18 protein-coding genes are annotated in these 19,234 nt (G+C 69.2%); 11 read left to right on the top strand and 7 right to left on the bottom strand.

The window, feature by feature from the left end:
- Positions 1-24: 24 nt before the first annotated feature.
- Together ACIQCY_RS13225 and ACIQCY_RS13220 are read right to left on the bottom strand one after the other, a co-directional pair.
- The gene (locus ACIQCY_RS13225) at positions 25-1,362 is read right to left on the bottom strand and encodes an ABC transporter substrate-binding protein (protein WP_400484347.1); all 1,338 of its coding nucleotides are present in this window, start codon (positions 1,360-1,362) and stop codon (positions 25-27) included.
- Positions 1,363-1,533: 171 nt separating this feature from the next.
- Positions 1,534-2,541 carry a LacI family DNA-binding transcriptional regulator gene (locus tag ACIQCY_RS13220; RefSeq protein WP_400484346.1) on the bottom strand — a complete coding sequence of 336 codons (1,008 nt, stop codon included), beginning with the start codon at positions 2,539-2,541 and terminating at the stop codon, positions 1,534-1,536.
- A 153-nt stretch (positions 2,542-2,694) separates the two neighbouring features.
- Between ACIQCY_RS13220 and ACIQCY_RS13215 the strand changes: the two genes are divergently transcribed.
- The 11 genes from ACIQCY_RS13215 (at position 2,695) to ACIQCY_RS13165 (ending at position 15,916) form a co-directional block, all read left to right on the top strand.
- A complete protein-coding gene (locus tag ACIQCY_RS13215; RefSeq protein ID WP_400484345.1) occupies positions 2,695-3,636 on the top strand; it encodes a carbohydrate ABC transporter permease in 942 nt (313 codons plus the stop codon).
- A 77-nt stretch (positions 3,637-3,713) separates the two neighbouring features.
- Positions 3,714-4,613, top strand: a complete 900-nt coding sequence (locus tag ACIQCY_RS13210) for a carbohydrate ABC transporter permease (RefSeq protein WP_400484380.1) — start codon at positions 3,714-3,716, stop codon at positions 4,611-4,613.
- A gap of 15 nt (positions 4,614-4,628) precedes the next feature.
- Entirely contained in the window at positions 4,629-5,981 is a 1,353-nt protein-coding gene (locus ACIQCY_RS13205) for a Gfo/Idh/MocA family protein (protein WP_400484344.1), read from the top strand.
- The gene (locus tag ACIQCY_RS13200; protein ID WP_400484343.1) at positions 5,978-6,922 is read left to right on the top strand and encodes an NAD-dependent epimerase/dehydratase family protein; all 945 of its coding nucleotides are present in this window, start codon (positions 5,978-5,980) and stop codon (positions 6,920-6,922) included. Before ACIQCY_RS13205 ends, ACIQCY_RS13200 begins: the two co-directional genes overlap by 4 nt.
- Positions 6,915-7,829, top strand: coding sequence for a 5-dehydro-4-deoxyglucarate dehydratase (locus ACIQCY_RS13195; RefSeq protein WP_400484342.1), 915 nt, complete (start codon positions 6,915-6,917; stop codon positions 7,827-7,829). Before ACIQCY_RS13200 ends, ACIQCY_RS13195 begins: the two co-directional genes overlap by 8 nt.
- The gene (locus tag ACIQCY_RS13190; protein WP_400484341.1) at positions 7,826-8,890 is read left to right on the top strand and encodes a mandelate racemase/muconate lactonizing enzyme family protein; all 1,065 of its coding nucleotides are present in this window, start codon (positions 7,826-7,828) and stop codon (positions 8,888-8,890) included. The genes ACIQCY_RS13195 and ACIQCY_RS13190 overlap by 4 nt, the downstream gene beginning before the upstream one ends.
- A 24-nt stretch (positions 8,891-8,914) precedes the next feature.
- Positions 8,915-10,366: an aldehyde dehydrogenase (NADP(+)) gene (locus tag ACIQCY_RS13185; protein ID WP_400484340.1), complete on the top strand. Its 1,452-nt coding sequence runs from the start codon at positions 8,915-8,917 to the stop codon at positions 10,364-10,366.
- 66 nt (positions 10,367-10,432) lie between these two features.
- Entirely contained in the window at positions 10,433-11,410 is a 978-nt protein-coding gene (locus ACIQCY_RS13180) for an MsnO8 family LLM class oxidoreductase (RefSeq protein WP_400484339.1), read from the top strand.
- Between the two features lie 127 nt (positions 11,411-11,537).
- Positions 11,538-12,560, top strand: a complete 1,023-nt coding sequence (locus ACIQCY_RS13175; RefSeq protein WP_400484338.1) for a PRC and DUF2382 domain-containing protein — start codon at positions 11,538-11,540, stop codon at positions 12,558-12,560.
- Positions 12,561-12,720: 160 nt separating this feature from the next.
- Complete coding sequence (locus tag ACIQCY_RS13170) at positions 12,721-13,857, top strand: aminotransferase class V-fold PLP-dependent enzyme (protein WP_400484337.1); 1,137 nt, start codon at positions 12,721-12,723, stop codon at positions 13,855-13,857.
- 226 nt (positions 13,858-14,083) lie between these two features.
- Entirely contained in the window at positions 14,084-15,916 is a 1,833-nt protein-coding gene (locus ACIQCY_RS13165) for an immune inhibitor A domain-containing protein (RefSeq protein ID WP_400484336.1), read from the top strand.
- 67 nt (positions 15,917-15,983) lie between these two features.
- Here ACIQCY_RS13165 and ACIQCY_RS13160 read toward each other — a convergent pair whose 3' ends face one another.
- From ACIQCY_RS13160 to soxR, 5 genes are all read right to left on the bottom strand, one after another.
- A complete protein-coding gene (locus ACIQCY_RS13160) occupies positions 15,984-16,718 on the bottom strand; it encodes a hypothetical protein (RefSeq protein WP_400484335.1) in 735 nt (244 codons plus the stop codon).
- 136 nt (positions 16,719-16,854) lie between these two features.
- The gene (locus tag ACIQCY_RS13155; RefSeq protein ID WP_400484334.1) at positions 16,855-17,337 is read right to left on the bottom strand and encodes a GtrA family protein; all 483 of its coding nucleotides are present in this window, start codon (positions 17,335-17,337) and stop codon (positions 16,855-16,857) included.
- Between the two features lie 175 nt (positions 17,338-17,512).
- Positions 17,513-18,142: a superoxide dismutase gene (locus ACIQCY_RS13150; protein ID WP_400484116.1), complete on the bottom strand. Its 630-nt coding sequence runs from the start codon at positions 18,140-18,142 to the stop codon at positions 17,513-17,515.
- A gap of 24 nt (positions 18,143-18,166) precedes the next feature.
- Positions 18,167-18,688 carry a flavin reductase family protein gene (locus tag ACIQCY_RS13145; protein WP_400484333.1) on the bottom strand — a complete coding sequence of 174 codons (522 nt, stop codon included), beginning with the start codon at positions 18,686-18,688 and terminating at the stop codon, positions 18,167-18,169.
- A gap of 47 nt (positions 18,689-18,735) precedes the next feature.
- Positions 18,736-19,176: a redox-sensitive transcriptional activator SoxR gene (soxR, locus tag ACIQCY_RS13140; RefSeq protein ID WP_400484332.1), complete on the bottom strand. Its 441-nt coding sequence runs from the start codon at positions 19,174-19,176 to the stop codon at positions 18,736-18,738.
- Positions 19,177-19,234 lie beyond the last annotated feature (58 nt).

Raw genomic sequence — 19,234 nt, 5'->3', positions numbered from 1 at the left:
ATTCCCTACCCTGCGGTGGTTGTGTCAGACGCTGCCGATGGCGTTCGTCAGTTCGTCCACCCACTGCTGGGCGGCCTCGGCCGGGGTGAGCCGGTCGAAGAGGACATCGCTCTCGAGACGGATCGTCAGGTCGTTGTGGATGCCTGCGCCCGCGGGCTGCGGGGGAAGGCCCTCGCCCGCCGAGGCGTCGACGTCGTCGATGAACTCCAGCTCGGCCTGCTGCGATGCGTCCAGCTTGTCGCTGATGGCGGTGCGGATATCGGGGTTGGCCGGCATTCCGCGGTCGGTGAGCATGATCTCTCCGGCTTCGGTCGAGTTGAGCAGGTAGTCGATCAGCATCGCCGACTCCTTCGGGTGCTCGGTGGCCGCCGAGATGGTGAAGTACTGGCTGGGAAGCAGCGTCATGCCCGGGCGCTCGTATTCGGACTCTCCGGGGAACTTCAGGAGGACCAGTTCGTCACCCGAGGCACCGGCCAGCGTGGCGAGCTGGTTGGAGTACGCAGGCATCATCGCGCTGCGTCCCTGGCCCATGAGCGTCTGCTCTGGTGCCGCCGCGACGACCTCAGAGGTGAGTTCCGCGGACGGCATGCCGCCGCCGTCGCGGAGTTCGGTGATCATCTCCCAGTACTCCTCCATGGTGGAGGCATTGACGTCGAGCTTGCCGTCCTCGCTGTACATCGGCTCTCCGCGCTGGGCGATGAAGACGCGGTCCATGTCGTCCGGCTGGGATTCGTAGCCGTAGGCGTCCTCCGGTGCCTTCTCGGAGATCTCGTTGGCGATGTCGACGAAATCGTCCCAGGTCCAGGTGTCGTCATCGGGCAGGGGGACGCCCGCCTCCTCGAAGATGCGGGGGTTGGCGACCAGCGAGATGGTGTTGGCGCCGGTCGGCAGGCCGTACAGCTCGTCCTCGTACGTGGCGTTGGTGAGGATGGACGGTGCGAACTTGGACGTGTCCAGCTCCTCGGAGACATCGGAGAGGGGCAGGAGCGCATTGCGTGCCGCGTACTCGAGCGGATAGGCGCCGCCGAGGGTGATCACGTCCGGTGCGTCCCCGGCCGCCGTGCTGGTGGCGAGGCGGTCGAAGTACCCGTCGAACGCGCTCGGCTCGGGTTCCACGTCGATCTCGGGGTGCATCTTCTCGAAGCCGGCGATTGCTTCCTCGGTCAGTGCCGCCCTCGTGTCGCTGCCCCACCAGGAGAAGCGGATGGTGACCGGGTTCTCCTCGCTGGCCTCGGTACCGCCGTCGCTGCCGCTGTCGCTGCCGCTGCCGCCCCCGCTGCAGCCGGTCAGGAGCAGGGCCGCGACGGCGGCAGTGCCGATGACCGCGCGGAACCTGCTGTTTCCTGCTGGTGTACGCGTCATTGCGCCTCATTTCGGTTTGGGGTGCCCTGCACCCGTGCCTGGGAAGGGTACCAATGCGTGGTGCCGCTTCTGTTGTGGTTGCCCGCCACCGAGATGGCCTGAGAAACCGCTTTCACGAAAATTAGCACCGGGGGTGGGGGCTGTCAATGGATGCACCCGAACGGTTCGGCTTCAGCCTGCCGGGACGGGGGCGGTGGATCCCCGGAGCTCGAGGCGCGGTTGGAAGACGACGTCGTGGCTCGGGCGTTCGCCGCGGATCAGGGCGCGCAGCCGTGACCACGCCTGCACCCCCAGCTCCTCGTGGGGGACGGACGCGGTGGTGAGGGCCGGAGCGGTGTACCTAGCGAAGGGGATGTCGTCGAACCCCGTGACGGACACGTCGGCCGGCACGGAGACCCCGAGTTCGGCGAGGCCGTTCATGAGGCCCACCGCTACGAGGTCGTTGTACGCGAGGATCGCAGTGGCGCCGCTCCTGATGACGTCCGAGGCTCTCGCATAGCCCTCGTCGGAACTCACGCCGCCCGGCAGTACCTCGACGGTCGCATCCTTGACGAAGCCCTCGAACTCGGCCAGGCCCCTGATCCGATGGGCGTTGGAGACGCTCTCGGCCGGCCCCTGCAGGTAGGCGAGCCGGCGATGGCCGAGGCTGTAGAGGTGCTGGGCCAGGTTCTGGATGCCGGTGCGGTAGTCGATCGACAGCGACGGCGCCGAGATGCGCGGCGTGGTGCGGTTGATCAGGACGAGGGGATTCAGGGACTGCGCCAGTGCCACGAGGTCGTCCTCGGGCATGCGGGGTGCGCAGAGCACGATGGAGTCGCACCGACGGCGGATCTCGGTGGCCAGGAGCGGCTCGTCGGCGGGGGATTCGGCCGAATCCGCCACCAGCACGCGGTAGCCGTCGCGTGCCGCCGTCTTGCTGAGGCCCGAGAGCACGGTCTGGAAGGTCGGGTTGGCCAGGTCCGGGACCACGAAGGCGATGGTGCGCGTCTCCCCGAGCGCCAGGCTTCGGGCCAGGTGGTTCGGTGCATAGGAGAGTTCGGTGGCCGATGCGCGCACGCGTTCGGCGATCGCCGGTTCACCGAGGAAGTTCCCGTTCATGACCCTGGAGACGGTTGCAGGAGACACCCGCGCATGGCGCGCCACCTCGGCGATGGTCGCCGCGCCCGATCGTCGTGCCACGTGGGCTCCTTTCAGTAGTCGCCACGATATCCCTTACGGCATTTCCGCCGATGTTTGACGATCCCATAGGCGTCGGTAATAATCGTACAGCGCACGTGAAACCGCTTTCACCAACGAAGGGGCGGGCACCGTGTCACGACGAGGAGGTCAACGGTGAGTAGTCTCGGTGAGCTGCGGAACATCAGCAGGTCCGCGCGGAAGAACGGCCCGAAGGTACGGGAGAACTACCGCGACAACAAGGTGGCCTATCTCTTCCTCCTCCCGTGGATGCTCGGGCTCCTCCTGATCACGGTGGGGCCAATGATCGCCTCGCTCTATCTCTCGATGACCGACTACAACCTGCTGCAGTCGCCCAATTTCATCGGCTTCCAGAACTACATCGACATGATGGACGACAGCCGCCTCTGGGCCTCGTTCCGCGTCACCGTCACCTATGTCGTGGTCTCGGTGCCGCTTCAGTTGATACTGGCACTGGGAATCGCCCTGCTCCTCGACAGGGGACTGCGGGGGCTGGCGCTCTACCGGTCCATCCTCTACCTACCCTCCCTCCTGGGCGCGTCGGTGGCCGTGGCGATCCTCTGGCGCCAGGTCTTCGGTTCCGACGGGATCGTGAACGCATTCCTCGCCCTGTTCGGCATCGACGGCCCCGGCTGGATCTCCAACCCGGACACGGCACTGGGCACGATCATCCTCCTGCACGTCTGGACCTTCGGTTCACCGATGATCATCTTCCTGGCCGGGCTCCGCCAGATCCCCCGCATGTACTACGAGGCCGCCGAGGTGGACGGTGCATCGATGGTGCGCTCGTTCCGCTCGATCACGCTCCCCCTGCTCAGCCCGATCATCTTCTTCAACCTCGTCCTGCAGATCATCGGCGCCTTCCAGTCCTTCACGCAGGCGTACATCGTCTCCGGTGGCACCGGCGGGCCGAGCGACTCGACCCTGTTCTACACGCTGTACCTGTACCGGGAGGGCTTCACGAACTTCCAGATGGGGTACGCCTCGGCGATGGCGTGGTTCCTGCTCCTGGTGATCGCAGCCTTCACGGCCCTCAACTTCTGGCTCTCGAAGTACTGGGTCTTCTATGAGGACTGACGCTGGCGGCCATCGAGCCGTATCCCGGTACCCCCTCCCCTGAAAGGACCAGCGAGACCATGGCCACCGCGACACCCATGAAAGCTCCCACGCCGGCGACGCCGCGGGCGTCCACCGAAGACTCCGACCGCATCCGGGCGAGGGCGCGGCGCAGGCGCCTCATAAGCCTGCTCAAGCACGCCGGACTCATCGCGCTGTCCCTCGTGATGGTGTACCCGCTGATCTGGCTCCTCCTCAGCTCGTTCCGCCCCACGGAGCTGATCTTCCGGGACCAGGGACTGGTGTTCACCGACATCAGCCTCGACAACTACGTGGAGGGCTGGAATGCGCAACGATTCGCCTTCGGCCACTTCCTCAAGAATTCCGGGCTCCTGGTCCTCGGGTCGATCCTGGGCAACCTCATCTCGTGCTCCCTCGCGGCCTATGCCTTCGCGCGCCTGAAGTTCCGCGGGAAGACCCTCTTCTTCGCCGCCATGCTGGCCACCATCATGCTGCCGGTCCACGTGATCATCGTTCCGCAGTACGTGATCTTCTCCCAGCTTGGCTGGGTGAACACGTTCATCCCTCTGATCCTGCCGAAGTTCCTGGCCACCGATGCCTTCTTCGTCTTCCTCATGGTGCAGTTCATCCGCGGCATCCCGAAGGAGCTCGACGAGGCGGCCCGGATCGACGGCGCCGGTCACATCAGGATCTTCTTCCAGATCATCCTGCCGCTCATGGTCCCAGCCCTCGCCACGACGGCCATCTTCACGTTCATCTGGACCTGGAGCGACTTCTTCGGGCAGCTGATCTACCTGACCAAGCAGGAGAACTGGACCGTCTCCCTCGCCTTGCGCGGATTCCTGGACTCCTCGTCGAGTTCCAACTTCGGCGGCATGTTCGCCATGTCCGTCCTCTCCCTCCTCCCCCTGTTCATCGCGTTCCTCATCGGCCAGCGCTACCTCATCAAGGGCATCGCAACCACCGGGATCAAGTAGAAAGCGGCCATCTCCATGACGCACAGGCACACGTACGCCCTCGTGGGCACCGGCTCGCGGGCCCAGATGTACATCGACGCCATCACCGGCCCCCACGCCGATACCGCTGAGCTGGTGGCGTGGTCCGACAGCAACGAAGGGCGGCTGGACTACTACGAGCGGCACCTCGAGTCCCTCGGCCACGAGCACAGGCCGCACCGGTTCGCACCCTCCGATCTCACCGCAGCGGTCGCGGAGAACGCCGTCGACCGGGTGATTATCACGACCCCCGACCACACCCATGCGGCACTGATCGTCACGGCCCTCGACGCCGGGGCGGACGTCATCGTCGAGAAGCCGCTGACGATCTCGGTGGAGGGAGTCAGGTCCATCGCCGAAGCCGTCGAACGCACAGGGCGAAGCGTCACGACGACGTTCAACTACCGGTACTCACCGCGCAACACGGCGCTGCGGCAGGTGATCGCCGACGGAACCATCGGTGACGTCACGAGCGTGCACTTCGAGTGGGTGCTGGACACCGCACACGGCGCGGACTACTTCCGGCGGTGGCACCGGGACAAGGCGAACTCCGGCGGACTGCTGATCCACAAGGCGTCCCACCATTTCGACCTCGTGAACTGGTGGCTGGACGACACGCCCACCAGGGTCTTCGCGAGTGGAGGGCTGCGGTTCTACGGAGCGGACAATGCTGGCCGCAGAGGGCTGGGGGAGCGCCCCGAGCGGGGCAGCATCGATTCGGAGCTGAAGGATGCCTTCAGCCTCGACCTCCGGCAGGACCCCGTGCTGAAGGCGCTCTACCTCGACCAGGAGCACCACGACGGCTACCGGCGCGACCAGGACGTCTTCGACGCGGGGATCACCATCGAGGACAACCTCTCCCTCGTGGTGGACTACGCCGCGGGCGCCAGCATGTCCTACTCGCTCAACGCCCACTCCCCGTGGGAGGGATACGTCGTCTCGGTGAACGGCACGAGGGGCCGGGCCGAGCTCACCGTCGTCGAACGCGGAGCCGTGCTGCTCGATGCGCAGGGCGCCGTGCTCGTGGACCCGAGTGCGAGGCCCGACGGCGTCACGGAGGACGACGGGCGGCCGGGCGGGGAGACGCTCACGGTGCAGCAGCATTTCTCCCCGGCCCGCCGGGTACCCATCCCCGAGGCCGACGGCGGACACGGCGGTGGTGACGCCAGGCTCCTGCACGATCTCTTCGTCGGTGCCGCGGAGGATCCCCTGCGGCACGCGGCGAGCTGGCGGGACGGCGTCCGTGCCGTGTCGGTGGGGCTGGCCGGGAACCGGTCGCTCGAGACGGGACAGGCCGTCCTGGTGGCCGACCTGGCGCTCCAGCCGCTGCGGGCGGAGCAGGCCCTGTGAGCCGCTACGTGGTGACCGGCGGCTCGGGCAGGCTGGGAGCCAGCGTCATCGAGGCGCTGGCGGGGGCGGGCCATGAGGTGCTGTCCGTCGATCGGGAGGCGAGCGACGGCCTTGCCGCCCGCCAGATCATCCATGACCTCAGGGATGCGGAGGCGACGCGGGACCTCTTCCTGGAGCTCCGCCCGCACGGCGTCGTGCACCTGGCCGCGATCTCCGTGCCCTTCAGCGCCCCCGATCCGGTGATCTTCGCGACCAACACCGGCCTCGCGTACAACGTCATCGAGGCGACCGTGGCCGCCGGGGCCACGCAGCTCCTCGTCGCGAGCAGCCCCACTGTGGTGGGTTATGGATCTCCGCAGGGGTGGGCGCCGCAGTACCTGCCGCTGGACGAAGACCATCCGATCACGCCCTGGAACGGGTACGCGGCCTCGAAGGAGGCGGTGGAGCACCTGATCGCCATGGCGGCGAGGGCCCATGGGCGCGCCGTCGATTTCGGACTCTTCCGTCCGTGCTTCGTCATAGCACCGGAGGAATGGGACGGCGCGCCCACCCAGCAGGGCCACACCGTCCGCGAACGCCTCGAGGACCCCTCGCTGTCCGCCGTCGCGCTCTTCAACTACGTCGACGCCCGGGATGCCGGGGATTTCGTGGTGGCGTGGACCGGGCGGTCCTACAGCGTGCCGAACGGGAGCTGCTTCTTCGTCGGCGCGGCGGACGCGCTCGCGCTCGGCCCCATGGACACACTGCTGCCCGAGCACGTCCCGAACATCGGCGGCCTCGCAGCCGGACTGACGGGCACGGCGCCCGTCTTCAGCTCCGACCGCGCCGAGCAGTTGCTCGGCTGGCGGGCGCGGCGGAGCTGGCGGACCGAACTGCCGCAGTCCACACTCGCGGCCCTTGGCCTCTCTGACCCGACGACGAACGGTGTGTCCCTTGCCTGAGCTAACAGACCCCCGGGGAGTGCTCTTCTTCCCGGTCACGCCCTTCGACCACCGGGACCGGGTGGACACCGACCTCCTCGCCGAGCATCTGCGGACGCGACTGGACCACGCTCCCGCCGGCATCTTCCCGGCGTGCGGTACCGGCGAATTTCACGCCCTGACGGTCGGCGAGTACCGGGACGTGCTGGACACCACGGTGGCCGTCAGTGACGGGCGCGTACCCGTCGTCGGAGGTACCGGAGGCCCGCTCGGCCATGCCCGGCAGGTCGCCGTGGAGGCCGAACATGCCGGCGCGGACGCGCTCCTGATCCTGCCGCCCTACCTCGTCGGGGCGCCCCAGGCGGGTCTGGTGGCCTATGTGGAGGCGATCGCCGCCGTCACGGAGCTGCCGCTGATCGTCTACCACCGCGCCAACGCAGCCCTGACGCCGGCGACGGTCGAGGTCCTCCTGCGCAATCCCCGCATCATCGGATTCAAGGACGGCGTGGGGGACATCGCCCTGGCCCAGCAGTTCGTGCTCGCTGCCGAGCGCTCGGGCCGGGAGGACGTCCTGTTCTTCAACGGTCTGCTCACGGCCGAGCTGAGCCAGGCGGCCTACCGGGCCATCGGGGTCCCCCATTACTCCTCGGCCGTCTTCGCCATGGCGCCCACCGTGGCGAACGCCTTCTACGCCGCCTACGCGGACGGTGACGAAGGACGCCAGCGCAAGCTCCTGCGCGAGTTCTACGCACCGCTGGTCCAGTTGCGGGACGAGGTCCCCGGTTTCGCGGTGTCACTGGTCAAGGCTGGCGTGCAGTTGGAGGGACTGCCCGTGGGGTCGGTCCGGGCGCCGCTCGTCGACCCCGACCCGGAGCAGCTGGAGCGGTTGCGGCAGCTGATCGACCGGGGGCAGGAACTGGCCTCATGACCGGACCCCTGATCGGGTCGGTGGACACGCGTCTCCTCCGTGTTCCGCTGAAACGGCCCTGGGCCGTCGACGTGGTCGATGTCGGGATCATCGAGGTGGTCGTGACAGCGGCGGACGGGTCCGTCGGCAAGGGCTTCTCCTGGACCCCGACCATCGGAGCCGAAGCCGTCGAGGCCTTCCTCCGGTACGATATCGCGCCCTTCGTCATCGGCATGCCCGCCTACCCCGAGGTATGGCAGCAGGTGTGGGAGAGGGTGCACGAGGCGGGGGGCGGCGGGATCTCCACCATCGCGCTCGCCGGTCTCGACCTCGCGCTCTGGGACCTGGTCTGCCGGAGCCGGGACAGCTCGCTGACCGACGTCCTCGGCCGGGCGCACGGCTCGCAGCCCACCTACGGCAGCGGAGTCAACCTGCACTACTCCGAGCGCGAGCTGGGACAGCAGGTGCAACGTTGGCTCTCGGCCGGTCACCGTGCGGTCAAGATCAAGGTGGGCAAGCCCGAGCTCGCGGAGGACATCGACCGGGTGGCCATGGTGCGGGACCTGATCGGGCCGGACGTGGATCTCATGGTCGACGCGAACCAACGCTGGGATCTCGGGCGCGCCGTCACGGCGGCGGAGGGTCTGAGCCCGTTCGGCCTCCGCTGGCTCGAGGAGCCGCTGCGGGCCGATGACACGCAGGGACATGCTGCCCTGCGCAGGCAGACGGACATCCCGGTCGCCCTGGGCGAGAACGCCCACACGGTCCACCGGTTCCGCGATCTCCTCGAGACGGGTGCCTGCGACATCGTGCAGCCAAACGTCGTCCGGGTAGGCGGCATCACGCCGTTCCTCCGGATCGTGGCACTGGCCAGGGAGTACGGCGCCGAACTCGCGCCGCACCTGCTTCCTGAACTGTCCGGGCAGCTAGCACTCGCCCTTCCGGAGACGACATGGGTCGAGGACGTCGAAGACGCCGGGTTCGAGGACCTCGGCGCCCTCCGGCGTCCGACGGGGATGACGATCAGCGACGGGCGCATCAGCGGCGTGACCCGCCCCGGGCTCGGCTTCGATTTTGCATAATGCGGAACACAACGGAGGACGACGATGAATGAGACCTTGACCGCCGACACGACGACGCAGGAAATCGACGGCGTCGCCCGCCGTGCGCGGGAGGCATTCGCCGCTTCGGCGCGGACCCCGGAGGCCCAGCGGGGGCGGTGGCTGACGGCGATCGCGGACGCCCTCGATGCCGCCGTCACCGAACTCGTGCAGACGGCGATGGAGGAGACGCACCTGCCCGAGCAGCGACTCGTCGGCGAAGTGGCGCGTACGACGGCGCAACTGCGCCTGTTCGCCACGGTGGTCGGGGAGGGCTCCTACCTGGAAGCCACCATCGACCATGCAGCACCTCCCCAACCGGACCTCCGCAGGATGCTCCGCCCCATCGGTCCGGTGGCGGTGTTCGCGGCCTCGAACTTCCCGTTCGCGTTCTCGGTGGCGGGAGGGGACACGGCGTCCGCACTCGCCGTCGGATGTCCGGTGATCGTGAAGGCCCATCCCGCGCACGCGCGACTCTCGCGGCGAACCGCCGAGATCGTGGCGGGGGCCCTCCGCTCGGTGGATGCTCCGCGGGGGCTCTTCGCCCTCGTCGAGGGATACGACGCCGGTATCGAGCTCGTGCAGCATCCCGAGATCGCCGCCGTCGCCTTCACCGGCTCGGTGGCCGGCGGGCGGGCGCTCGCCGACCTCGTGGCGGCCCGGCCCGTGCCGATCCCGTTCTACGGGGAGCTCGGCAGCATCAACCCCGTGGTGGTCAGTGCGGCCGCGGACGCCGCGAGGGGCACGGATCTCGCACAGGGGCTCGTGGGGTCCTTCACGCTCGGTACCGGCCAGTTCTGCACGAAACCGGGTGTGGTCTTCCTCCCCCGGGGGGCCAGGCTGGAAGAAGCGCTGCCGTCGCTGGTCGGTCCCCAGGCCACCCCCATGCTCTCGGAATCCATCGCCTCCGGATTCGGACAGGGGATCTCCAGGCTGCTGTCGGTCTCCGGCGTCGAGCAGGTCGCCGGGTCCACCACGCCGGTCCAGGACGGCGTGCCGGCCGTGGTCCTGGCCACCGACGTCGAAACCCTCGTGCGTCACCCGGAGGAACTGCTCGCGGAAGTCTTCGGGCCCGTGACCCTGCTGGTGCGGTACGGCAGCGACGACGAGCTGGCCAGGGCCCTCGACCACCTGGACGGAAGCCTCACGGCGACCGTGCATGCGGAGCCGGGCGAGGATGTGGCTCCTCTCGTCCAGCGGCTCGAGGTACTGGCGGGTCGGGTCCTCTTCGACGGGTGGCCCACGGGTGTCGCGGTGGCGTGGTCCCAGCATCACGGCGGCCCGTGGCCCGCCACGAACACGCAGTTCACCTCCGTGGGGGCGACGGCGGTGCGGCGTTTCCTGCGCCCGGTCGCGTACCAGGACGCGCCGGAGCACGTGCTGCCCGACGCCCTCAAGGAATCGAATCCGCTCGGGATCCCGCGTCGGATCGACGGGACCCTCGTGCTCGGCGGCTGAGCGCCCTTCCCGCGTCGGCGCGGCGGCCGGGCGGAATCACACCGGACCGTCGCCGGTTCCATCGATATGACCCTTCCCTTCTCCGGCGTGTCCATCCTCGACCGCGCGCAGTCCCGGCTCGGCTCCTCCGAGGCGGAGACGCTGCAGCACGTGATCGAACGCGCGCAGCGGGCCGAACGGCTGGGCTACCGGCGCTTCTGGGTGGCCGAGCACCACGGCGTGCCGGGCATCGCGGGGTCCGTGCCGGCGGTGCTCGCGGCGGCCGTCGCCTCGCGGACGGCGACCATCCGGGTGGGGACGGGCGGCATCATGCTGCCGAACCACCAGCCCCTCGTGGTCGCCGAGCAGGCGGCTACCCTGGCAGCGCTGTTCGACGGCCGTTTCGACCTCGGGCTCGGGCGTTCCCTCGGGTTCACGCAGGCCGTGCGGTCGGCGCTGCGGACGGGGAAGGAGGAGGCGGACCGGTTCGGTGAGGACATCGCCGAACTGCTCGCCTTCCTCGGCGGCACGGCCCCGATCACCGCCCGGCCGCAGGATGCCGGGCGGACGCCCGTCTTCGTCCTCGCCACGGGTCACGGCGTGGACATCGCGGCGCAGGCCGGCCTCGCCGTCGTGCTCGGCGGGCCCGCCCTGTTCCGGGACCGGAATCCCGCGCTCGAGCGCTACCGCTCGTCCTTCCGCCCCTCACCGTGGTGGGACCGTCCCCACGTCACCGCTTCGCTGAACGTCGCCGTCGCAGGAACGACGGCGGAGGCGCGTCAGCTCCTCCTCCCGGAAGCACGGGCGATGGCCGTCTCGCGGACCAGGGGCTCCTTCCCGCCACTCGAGGCCGTCGGGGACCAGCCGCTGTCCGCGCGGGAGGAGGGCTACGTCGAGGAATCGCTCGCCACCGCGGTCCACGGGACCGCTGCCGACGTCGGGCGGCAGCTCGCCGAGCTGCAGGCGAGGACGGGCGCCGACGAACTGCTGGTCAGCGGCGGGGCGTTCGACCTCGAGGCGCAGGCCCGTTCGGATGAGCTGCTCGCGGAACTGGCGGCGCCATAGGCTGCTGCCGGGAGCAGCAGTCAATCCGCCTGATGGCTAGTGGCCCCGAAATAGTAAGCACACTTGTCATTCGGCGGGGTGTCGCCCTACTGTGACGTCATCCCACTGTTTCCCGTGGACGGAACCGATGACAGGACTCCCCATGCTCACCATGCACGATCTCGCTCCCCTTCTCCGCCGCCGCAGCGCGGTCGTCACGAGCGAGGGGGACAAGGTGGGATCGATCGGTGAGGTGTACCTGCATGACGTCACCGAAGAGCCGACCTGGGTCACCGTCCACACCGGACTGTTCGGTACCAAGGAGTCCTTCGTCCCGCTCCTGGGAGCCTCGGTGGAGGGCGGTCACCTCGTCGTGACGTACCCCCGCGAGCTGATCAAGCATGCTCCCTCGACGGAGCGCGACGGCCACCTCCGTCCCGAGGATGAAAGTGGGCTGTACGCCCACTACGGCCTGGTCCGCTCGGCGGCGGTCGCCGACTCTGACTCGGCGGCGGCAGTCACTGACGCGGCGGTGACCCGCGACGCCGACTCGGCCGTCACTGACACGGTGGCGGACACCCACACCGACTCGGCCGTCGCCGACACGGACGCGGCAGCGACCCGCGAGCCCGACGGCGGCGAACCCTGGATGATTCGCTCGGAGGAGCGGCTCCGGGTCGGAACGGAGCGCTACGAGGCCGCTCGCGTCCGGTTGCGCAAGTACGTCATCACCGAGGAGGCCACGCAGACGGTGCCCCTCACACGGGACGAGCTGCGGATCGAGCGCGAGCCGATCACGACGACGACGCTCGACAGTGCGGCACGGGACTCGCTCTTCCAGGAGGAGGTCATCGAGTTCGTGGGCCGCGAGGAGCGCGCGGTGGTGCGGAAGGAGACGGTGCCCGTCGAGCGGGTGCGGTTGGGTACGGCCACGGTGACCGGGAGGGCGACGGTCACCGAGGAGGTGCGGAAAGAACGTATTGCGACGAACGTCCGGGAGATCCCGGATCTCGGCGGAAACACGACCGGTGCCGGCACGTCCACGGATGATCCCGGCGTCGGTGCCGGCGGTACGCCCGGCGGTCGAGTCCGGAGCGCAGGCCAGCGCTCCGGGAACATCAAGCGGAACAGTGCGAATGCGATCATCAAGGGCAGGAACAAGCGGCGCTGACCTCTGGCGGCTCGGACGCCAGGGCCGCTTGTCGCGGGATCTTCCTTCCGCGGCCGAATGCCTCCGCGCGGGCCTCAGTGCGAAACCTTGACTACCCTTGCCAGAAGATGGCCAGACCGAGGCATGGCCGAAAGCAGGAGCGCGAAGCATGGAGGGTGGCATGACCTGTCCGGAGAACGACGACGCAGCCGCCTTCGCGTCCTACCAGGACGCTTTCTCCGAGTCTCCCGGGTACCTGAACTTCGCCAGTTACGGGCCGCCGTCGAGCAGGGTCCGCGACCGGGTGGCACACCTCATGCAGACGGCCGGCGCGGCGGAGACCGGGGCGGGCGCCACGCTCGAGGGCGAGGCTTCCCGCGCACGGGAAGCCTTCTCCCGGCTGAGCGGCTTCCCGCTCGACAACGTGGGGCTGACGGGCAGCACCTCCCTCGGGCTGTTCCAGGTCGCCTTCGGCCTGGGCGCTGGAACCGTCCTCGTCAGCGCCGGCGAGTTCCCCTCGAACACCTACCCCTGGCTGCGCACCCGCGACCTCGGACGGGCCCGCGTCGAGCTCGTCGGAGGGCCCGGCACGCTGGTCACCCCCGACGTCGTCGCCCGCGGGCTGACGGAGGACACCGTCGCGGTGAGCGTCAGCGCCGTGGACTTCCGCACCGGCTACCGGGCGGATCTCGCGGGTATCCGCGACGCCATCGGGCCCGATCGCCTCCTCGTGGTGGACGGGATCCAGGGGTTCGGCATCGTGGACCAGGACTGGACCGCGGCCGACGTCCTGATCGCCGGCGCGCAGAAGTGGGTCCGCGGCGGATGGGGCGTCGCGGCGCTCGCCTTCTCGCCGCAGGGCATCGGCCGGATCGAACCGCTGCTCACCGGGTGGACGGGCGTCACGGATTCCCGCCGGTACGACGGCGAGGAGCACCCGCCGCTGCCCGGCGCCCAGCGTTTCTCCGTCTCGAACCTCTCGCCCTACGCGACCGGAGCCTTCGCGGAGGCGCTCGAACTGGTCGAATCGGTAGGGGTCGCGGCGATCGACGGCATCGTCGCGACGCATGCCGCAGCCCTGACCGAGGAGTTCGACGCCGTCGGGGTGCCGGTCCTCTCGCCCCGGGAACGCGAGCGGCGGGCGGGAATCGTGGTGGCGGGACTTCCCGGGCGGGCGGCGGAGGCACACGAGGCGCTGACGGCCGCGGACATCTCCGCGACCGTGCACGGCGAGGACCGCATCCGGCTCTCCGTCCACGCGACCACCCGGTCCGACGTGCTGGGGGAAGCTGCGGGCGTGCTGGCGCGGTTCGTGTAGTCGCGCCCCGCTCCTGGGTGCAGGGGCCCACTATAGGTCTCCTCCCCAGGGTGCGCCAGAGGCCGGGCGGAAGGTGGTTCACAGAACGCAACCGTCTCCCCGAGTGTCCGTGGCCGGTGCTAGCGTGCGAGCCAGAACGTGTGACTCAGGCAACATGTTCGTAACCTCAGGCACCTAACCTGAGGGTGCTCTGCATCCGCTGGGATATTTGAACTAAGGAGAACCCTTGAATCTCACTCCACGTACACGGGGGCTGCGGTGCGCGATGGCGCTCGCCGTGACCAGCGCCGTCGTGCTCGCTCCCGTGAGCGCACAGGCCACCACCGGCACCGCGCCGGGCTCGGCCACCGCCACGCCGTCGTCCTCCACCTCCTCACCCAGCGCCGACGGCGCGGCGGAGAAGCTCGACGACCGCTCCGATCCCGCCGCCGAAGCGCGCCGCGACCTGAACCAGCAGGCCGTGGCGAAGGTCCTCTCGGGCGAGGCGACGGTCGAGGAGCGCGGCGGCTCCAAGGCCGTCAAGGTCGCCCCCGGCCAGTGGGCGCAGTACGGCCTGCAGGACAGCGACCAGATCCTGTCCTTCCTCGTGGACTTCGGGGACCAGGTGGACCCGCGGTTCCCGACCTCCACGGCCGGCCCCACGCACAACACCATCAAGGAGCCGAACCGCGCGGTGGACAACTCCACCTACTGGTCGGACACCTTCGACCGCGAGCACTACCTCGACATGTTCTTCAGCGAGGAGGGCGAATCGCTGAAGGGCGTGTACGAGGAGATGTCCAGCGGCCGGTACACGGTCGACGGAGACGTCAGCGACTGGGTCACCATCCCCTACAACTCGGCGAGCTACGGCGAGACCGAGAGCCAGGCGGACATGACCCGCTTCGTGCAGGACACGGCGGACGCCTGGTACGACTCGCAGGTCGCGGCGGGCAAGACCGCCGCGGAGATCGACGCGTACCTCGCGAGCTTCGACCAGTGGGACCGCTACGACTTCGACAAGGACGGCGACTTCGACGAGGCCGACGGCTACATCGACCACTTCCAGGCCATCCACGCGGGCGAGGGCGAGGAGGCCGGCGCGGCGTCGTCGGCCATCTGGTCGCACCGCTGGGCCGTCGGCCAGGCCGGGCGCGGCACGTCCGGTCCCGCAGCCAACCCCTACGGTGGCATCAAGATCGGTGATTCCGACATCTGGATCCGCGACTACACCACGGAACCCGAGAACGGCGGCCTCGGCGTCTTCGCGCACGAGTACGGCCACGACCTGGGCCTGCCCGACCTGTACGACACGAGCGGCGGCGAGAACGGCACGGGCTTCTGGACACTCATGAGCTCCGGCTCATGGCTCGGCCACGGGGACGGCTCCATCGGCACCACCCCGAACCACATGGGCGCCTGGGAGAAGCTTCAGCTCGGCTGGCTGGATTACGATGTCGCCATCGCCGGCGTGAAGTCGACCCACAAGATCGGCCCGTCGTTCCATGCCACGAAGGCCCCGCAGGCCGTCGTGGTGAACCTGCCGAAGGACGCCGCCGGCAACGGGCGTTTCTACATCGCGGAGAACCGCGTGTACGGCGGCTACGACGCGACGCTCGCGACCGGCCCGTACAACTTCGGCTGGGGCGTCACCGCACCCGACGCCGTCGAGCACTACGCCTACCAGGACGGCCTGAGCATCACCTATTGGAACACCGCGCAGCGCAACAACAACACGCGCCAGCACCCCGGCGCCGGCCTGGCCCTGCCCGTGGACGCACACCCGAAGGCCCTCACCTGGTCCGACGGCACGATGGTCCGCAACCGCATCCAGAGCTTCGACGCCACCTTCGGCAAGCAGGCGACGGATGCGCTCAGCCTCCACCGCGAGACTGCGGCCGGCATGGCGACGCTCACCGCGCCGTCGCAGCCCGGCGTCGCCGTCTTCGATGACACGAACCCCAACGCCTACTACGACGCCGCGAACCCGCAGGGCTCCGTCGTCGTCGCCGGCACGGGCACGAAGATCGAGGTCGTGCAGTCCAACTCGACGGGCATGCTGACCCTGCAGGTCCGCTAGCCCAGACCGCAGAAGGAGCCGGGAGGAAACTCCCGGCTCCTTCTGCGTTCAGCGTCTGTTGCGGGTCCTAGTGCGTGCGCCGCCTGCGCCGCGGCTGGGAGACGACGGCGATCGCGAGGGTGAGTGCGACGGCGACAAGGCTCAGGATGCCGGCCGCGACGTAGCGCGCGGAGAGTCCCTCGCTGGTCAGAACCTTAGGAGCCGCGATCACCTCGTCGGCCTGGGGTTGCAGCGTAGCGGCGTCCGTGGGCACAGTCCTGGCGCCGCGGGAAGACGGAACAGCCGACGGCGGCACGGGTGCGGGCACCGCGGCACCGCCCATCCTGACGGCGCTGTTCCCGGCCGGCACGCCCGCGGGAGCGGCCGGTGACTCCGACGGATCCGACGGCTCCGACGACTGCGGGCCGGTCTCGGAGGGCGATGCAGTCGGTGAGGGGGTGGGGGAGGCCGTGCCGGGATCGGCGTCCGTCGTGGCGGTGGGTGACGAGGGGGCCGGATCGGGTGTGACGCCTGCCGTATCGGACGGTTCGGGCTCGGCAGGGAGGGTACCCGGTTCGGTGGGAGTGTCCGGAGGCAGGGTGCCGGGTTGCGTAGCCGGGTCGGTCTGCTCTGGAGGGGTGACGGGTGCATCCGGGGTGGTTGACGGCGAAACGATCGCTTCTTCAGGCTCGGGCAGGACCGGGGTCACCTGTCCGGTCGTTCGCGTCGCCGGCTGGGGGGAGTTGGCGGTGGCAGGTCCGGACGCGGCAAGCAAGAGTCCGCTGCTGAGGGCCAGGGCTGTGAGGGCGGCGGGGACGCGCATGGCGGAGTCTTTCCGGGGAAGCGTGCGGCAGCTCGGAAGCGTGCTGATGATCGATACTCATCCTACGTGGGGGACGCAGGCTGTGCCGAGCCCCTGGCGCTGTCCCGGCAGCCCTTGCGTGGGCGCGGCTCGCCGGTCAGGACCCGGCGACGCAGGGCTCGCGGGTCGGTACCGCGGGTGCGGCGGGCACCGCGGGTGCGGCGGTTGCCGCGGGCGGTGCGGGGCGGAAGACGAAGAACCGGTAGGCGGCGTAGCGGAAGACGTTGCCCAGGAGGACACCGACCACGTTGGCCGAGATGTTGTTCGCCAGGGGGCTCGTCAGGCCGAGGAGGTAGTGCGACACGACGAGGCAGGCGGCGGCGATGCCGAGCCCCACCAGGTTCGTGAGGCCGAACAGGATGGCCTCCTCGCGTTTGGGCCGGCCTGCGAACTCCCGGAAGGTGACGTAATGGCTGCCGAGCCAGGAAACGCCGGTCGCGAGCGTCACGGAGGCGACCTTCGAGGTGATGGGGCCGATCCCGAATCCCGAGGCCAGGATGTTGTAGACCGAGATGTCCACGAGAAAGGCGACCGTGCCGACGATCGTGAAGGATCCGAGCCGCTGCAGGGCCTCACGCACGACGTTGCTCCTTCTGACGATGACGATCCAGCCTACTCCTTAGGTTGCCTAAGCAACTAATCCTGATGGACGGAGGCATGACGCACTCCGGCTGGTGCTGGTGCCTTGAGTCACGCGCAGAAGGGCGGCCCTCGAGGAGGGCCGCCCTTCGCATTCGGTTGTCAGGGGCCGGGTGTCAGAGGCCGGGGGTGATGAGGGTGGAGGCCCCGGTGCGGGCGGCCTGGAAGCGGGTCTGGACGTCGGCCCAGTTCACCAGGTTCCACCACGCCTTGACGTAGTCGGGCTTGACGTTGACGTAGTCCAGGTAGAACGCGTGCTCCCACATGTCCAGCATCAACAGCGGCACGGTACCCACGGGCACGTTGCCCTGCTGGTCGTAGAGCTGCTCGATCACGATGTTTTTCCCCAGCGGCTCGTACGCCAGCACCGCCCAGCCCGAGCCCTGCAGGGACGTCGCGGCAGCGGTGAAGTGGGCGCGGAACGCGTCGAAGGACCCGAACGCGTCATCCAGGGCCGCGGCGAGTTCACCCTCGGGCTTGTCGCCTCCCTCGGGGGACATGTTCTTCCAGAAGATGCTGTGGTTGATCACGCCGCCGACGTGGAACGCGAGGTCCTTGGAGAGCTTCGGGATGGTCCCGAACTGGCCTGTGGCGCGGGCCTCGGCGAGCTGCGCGAGGGCGTCATTGGCGCCCTTGACGTAGGTGGCCTGGTGCTTGGAGTGGTGCAGCTCCATGATCCGGCCCGAGATGTGCGGCTCCAGGGCCGCGTAGTCGTAGTCAAGATCCGGCAGTACGTATTCGCTCATCGAATGCTCCTCGTTGTGGTGGTGTCATCCCAGCAGCGACTGGTCGCCCAGCCGATGGTAGGAACGGTTGTGGTAGACGAGCGGCGCGACGTCGTCGTGCGTTCCCTGCTCGATGGAAAGGACCTCGGCGGCGATGATCATGGAACCGCCGACCGGCAGCCGGTGCAGGATGCGGCAGCGCAGCGCCCACGGTGCATCGGCCAGGAGGGGCTCGCCCGAGGGGAGCGGGTGCCAGTCCGCGGCGCCACCGAACCGGTCGGCGCCGCGCGCCGCGAACAGCCGGGCGATGCCGAGCTGGTCCGCGCCGAGCAGGTGCACCACGAGCGTGTCCGCCTGGACGAGGGCGGCCGCCGATGGCGATGCCGTCGACACGGAGAAGGCGAGGACGGGGGGCTCCGCCGAGACCGAGGAGACGGACGACGCCGTCAGGCCGACAGGGCCGTCGGGTCCCTGCGCCGTGATCACGGCGATCCCCGCGGGGTGTGCGCGGAAGGCGTCCTTGAAGAGCTCGGCGGTGGGTGCTGCGTGACCCGTTGGGACTGTCATGCCCTCAACGCTAGAACCTCAACAAAGCTTGAGGTCAAATCGGCTCCTCACGGGTCGAGGAGGGTCGAAGGGATGCCGCGGCGCCCGGCGGCGTCGTCCGGATTGACGAAGCCGCACGTGGCCAGCGACAGGCATCCGCACCCGATGCAGCCGCCCAACCGGTCCCGGAGGTGCTCGAGCTGCGCGATGCGTTTCTCGATCTCCTGCTGCCAGGCAGCCGACAGTCGCTGCCAGTCCTCCTGGTCCGGGACGCCGTCCTTCGGCAGCTCCGCGAAGGCCCCGGCCACCGTGGCGAGGGGGATGCCCGCGCGCTGGGCGGCCCGGATGACGGCGACCCGCCGCAGGATCGAACGGTCGTACCGGCGCTGGTTCCCGGAGGTCCGGCGGCTGAAGATGAGGCCCTGCCGCTCGTAGAAGTGCAGGGCGGAGACGCTCATGCCGCTGCGTGCAGCGAGCTGTCCGACCGAGAGGTCCTGGTCATTCGGCACGGGTGCTCCTTCCCGGCGCATGCCGCCGTCGTCGTGCCAGCGTAGCTGCGGGCGCGCG

Origin of the sequence: Arthrobacter sp. NPDC092385 (assembly GCF_044755105.1) — a bacterium.
Taxonomy (GTDB): Bacteria; Actinomycetota; Actinomycetes; order Actinomycetales; family Micrococcaceae; genus Arthrobacter_D.
The sequence above is the reverse complement of the archived record's forward strand: the minus strand, read 5'-3'. Positions and strand labels throughout refer to the sequence as shown.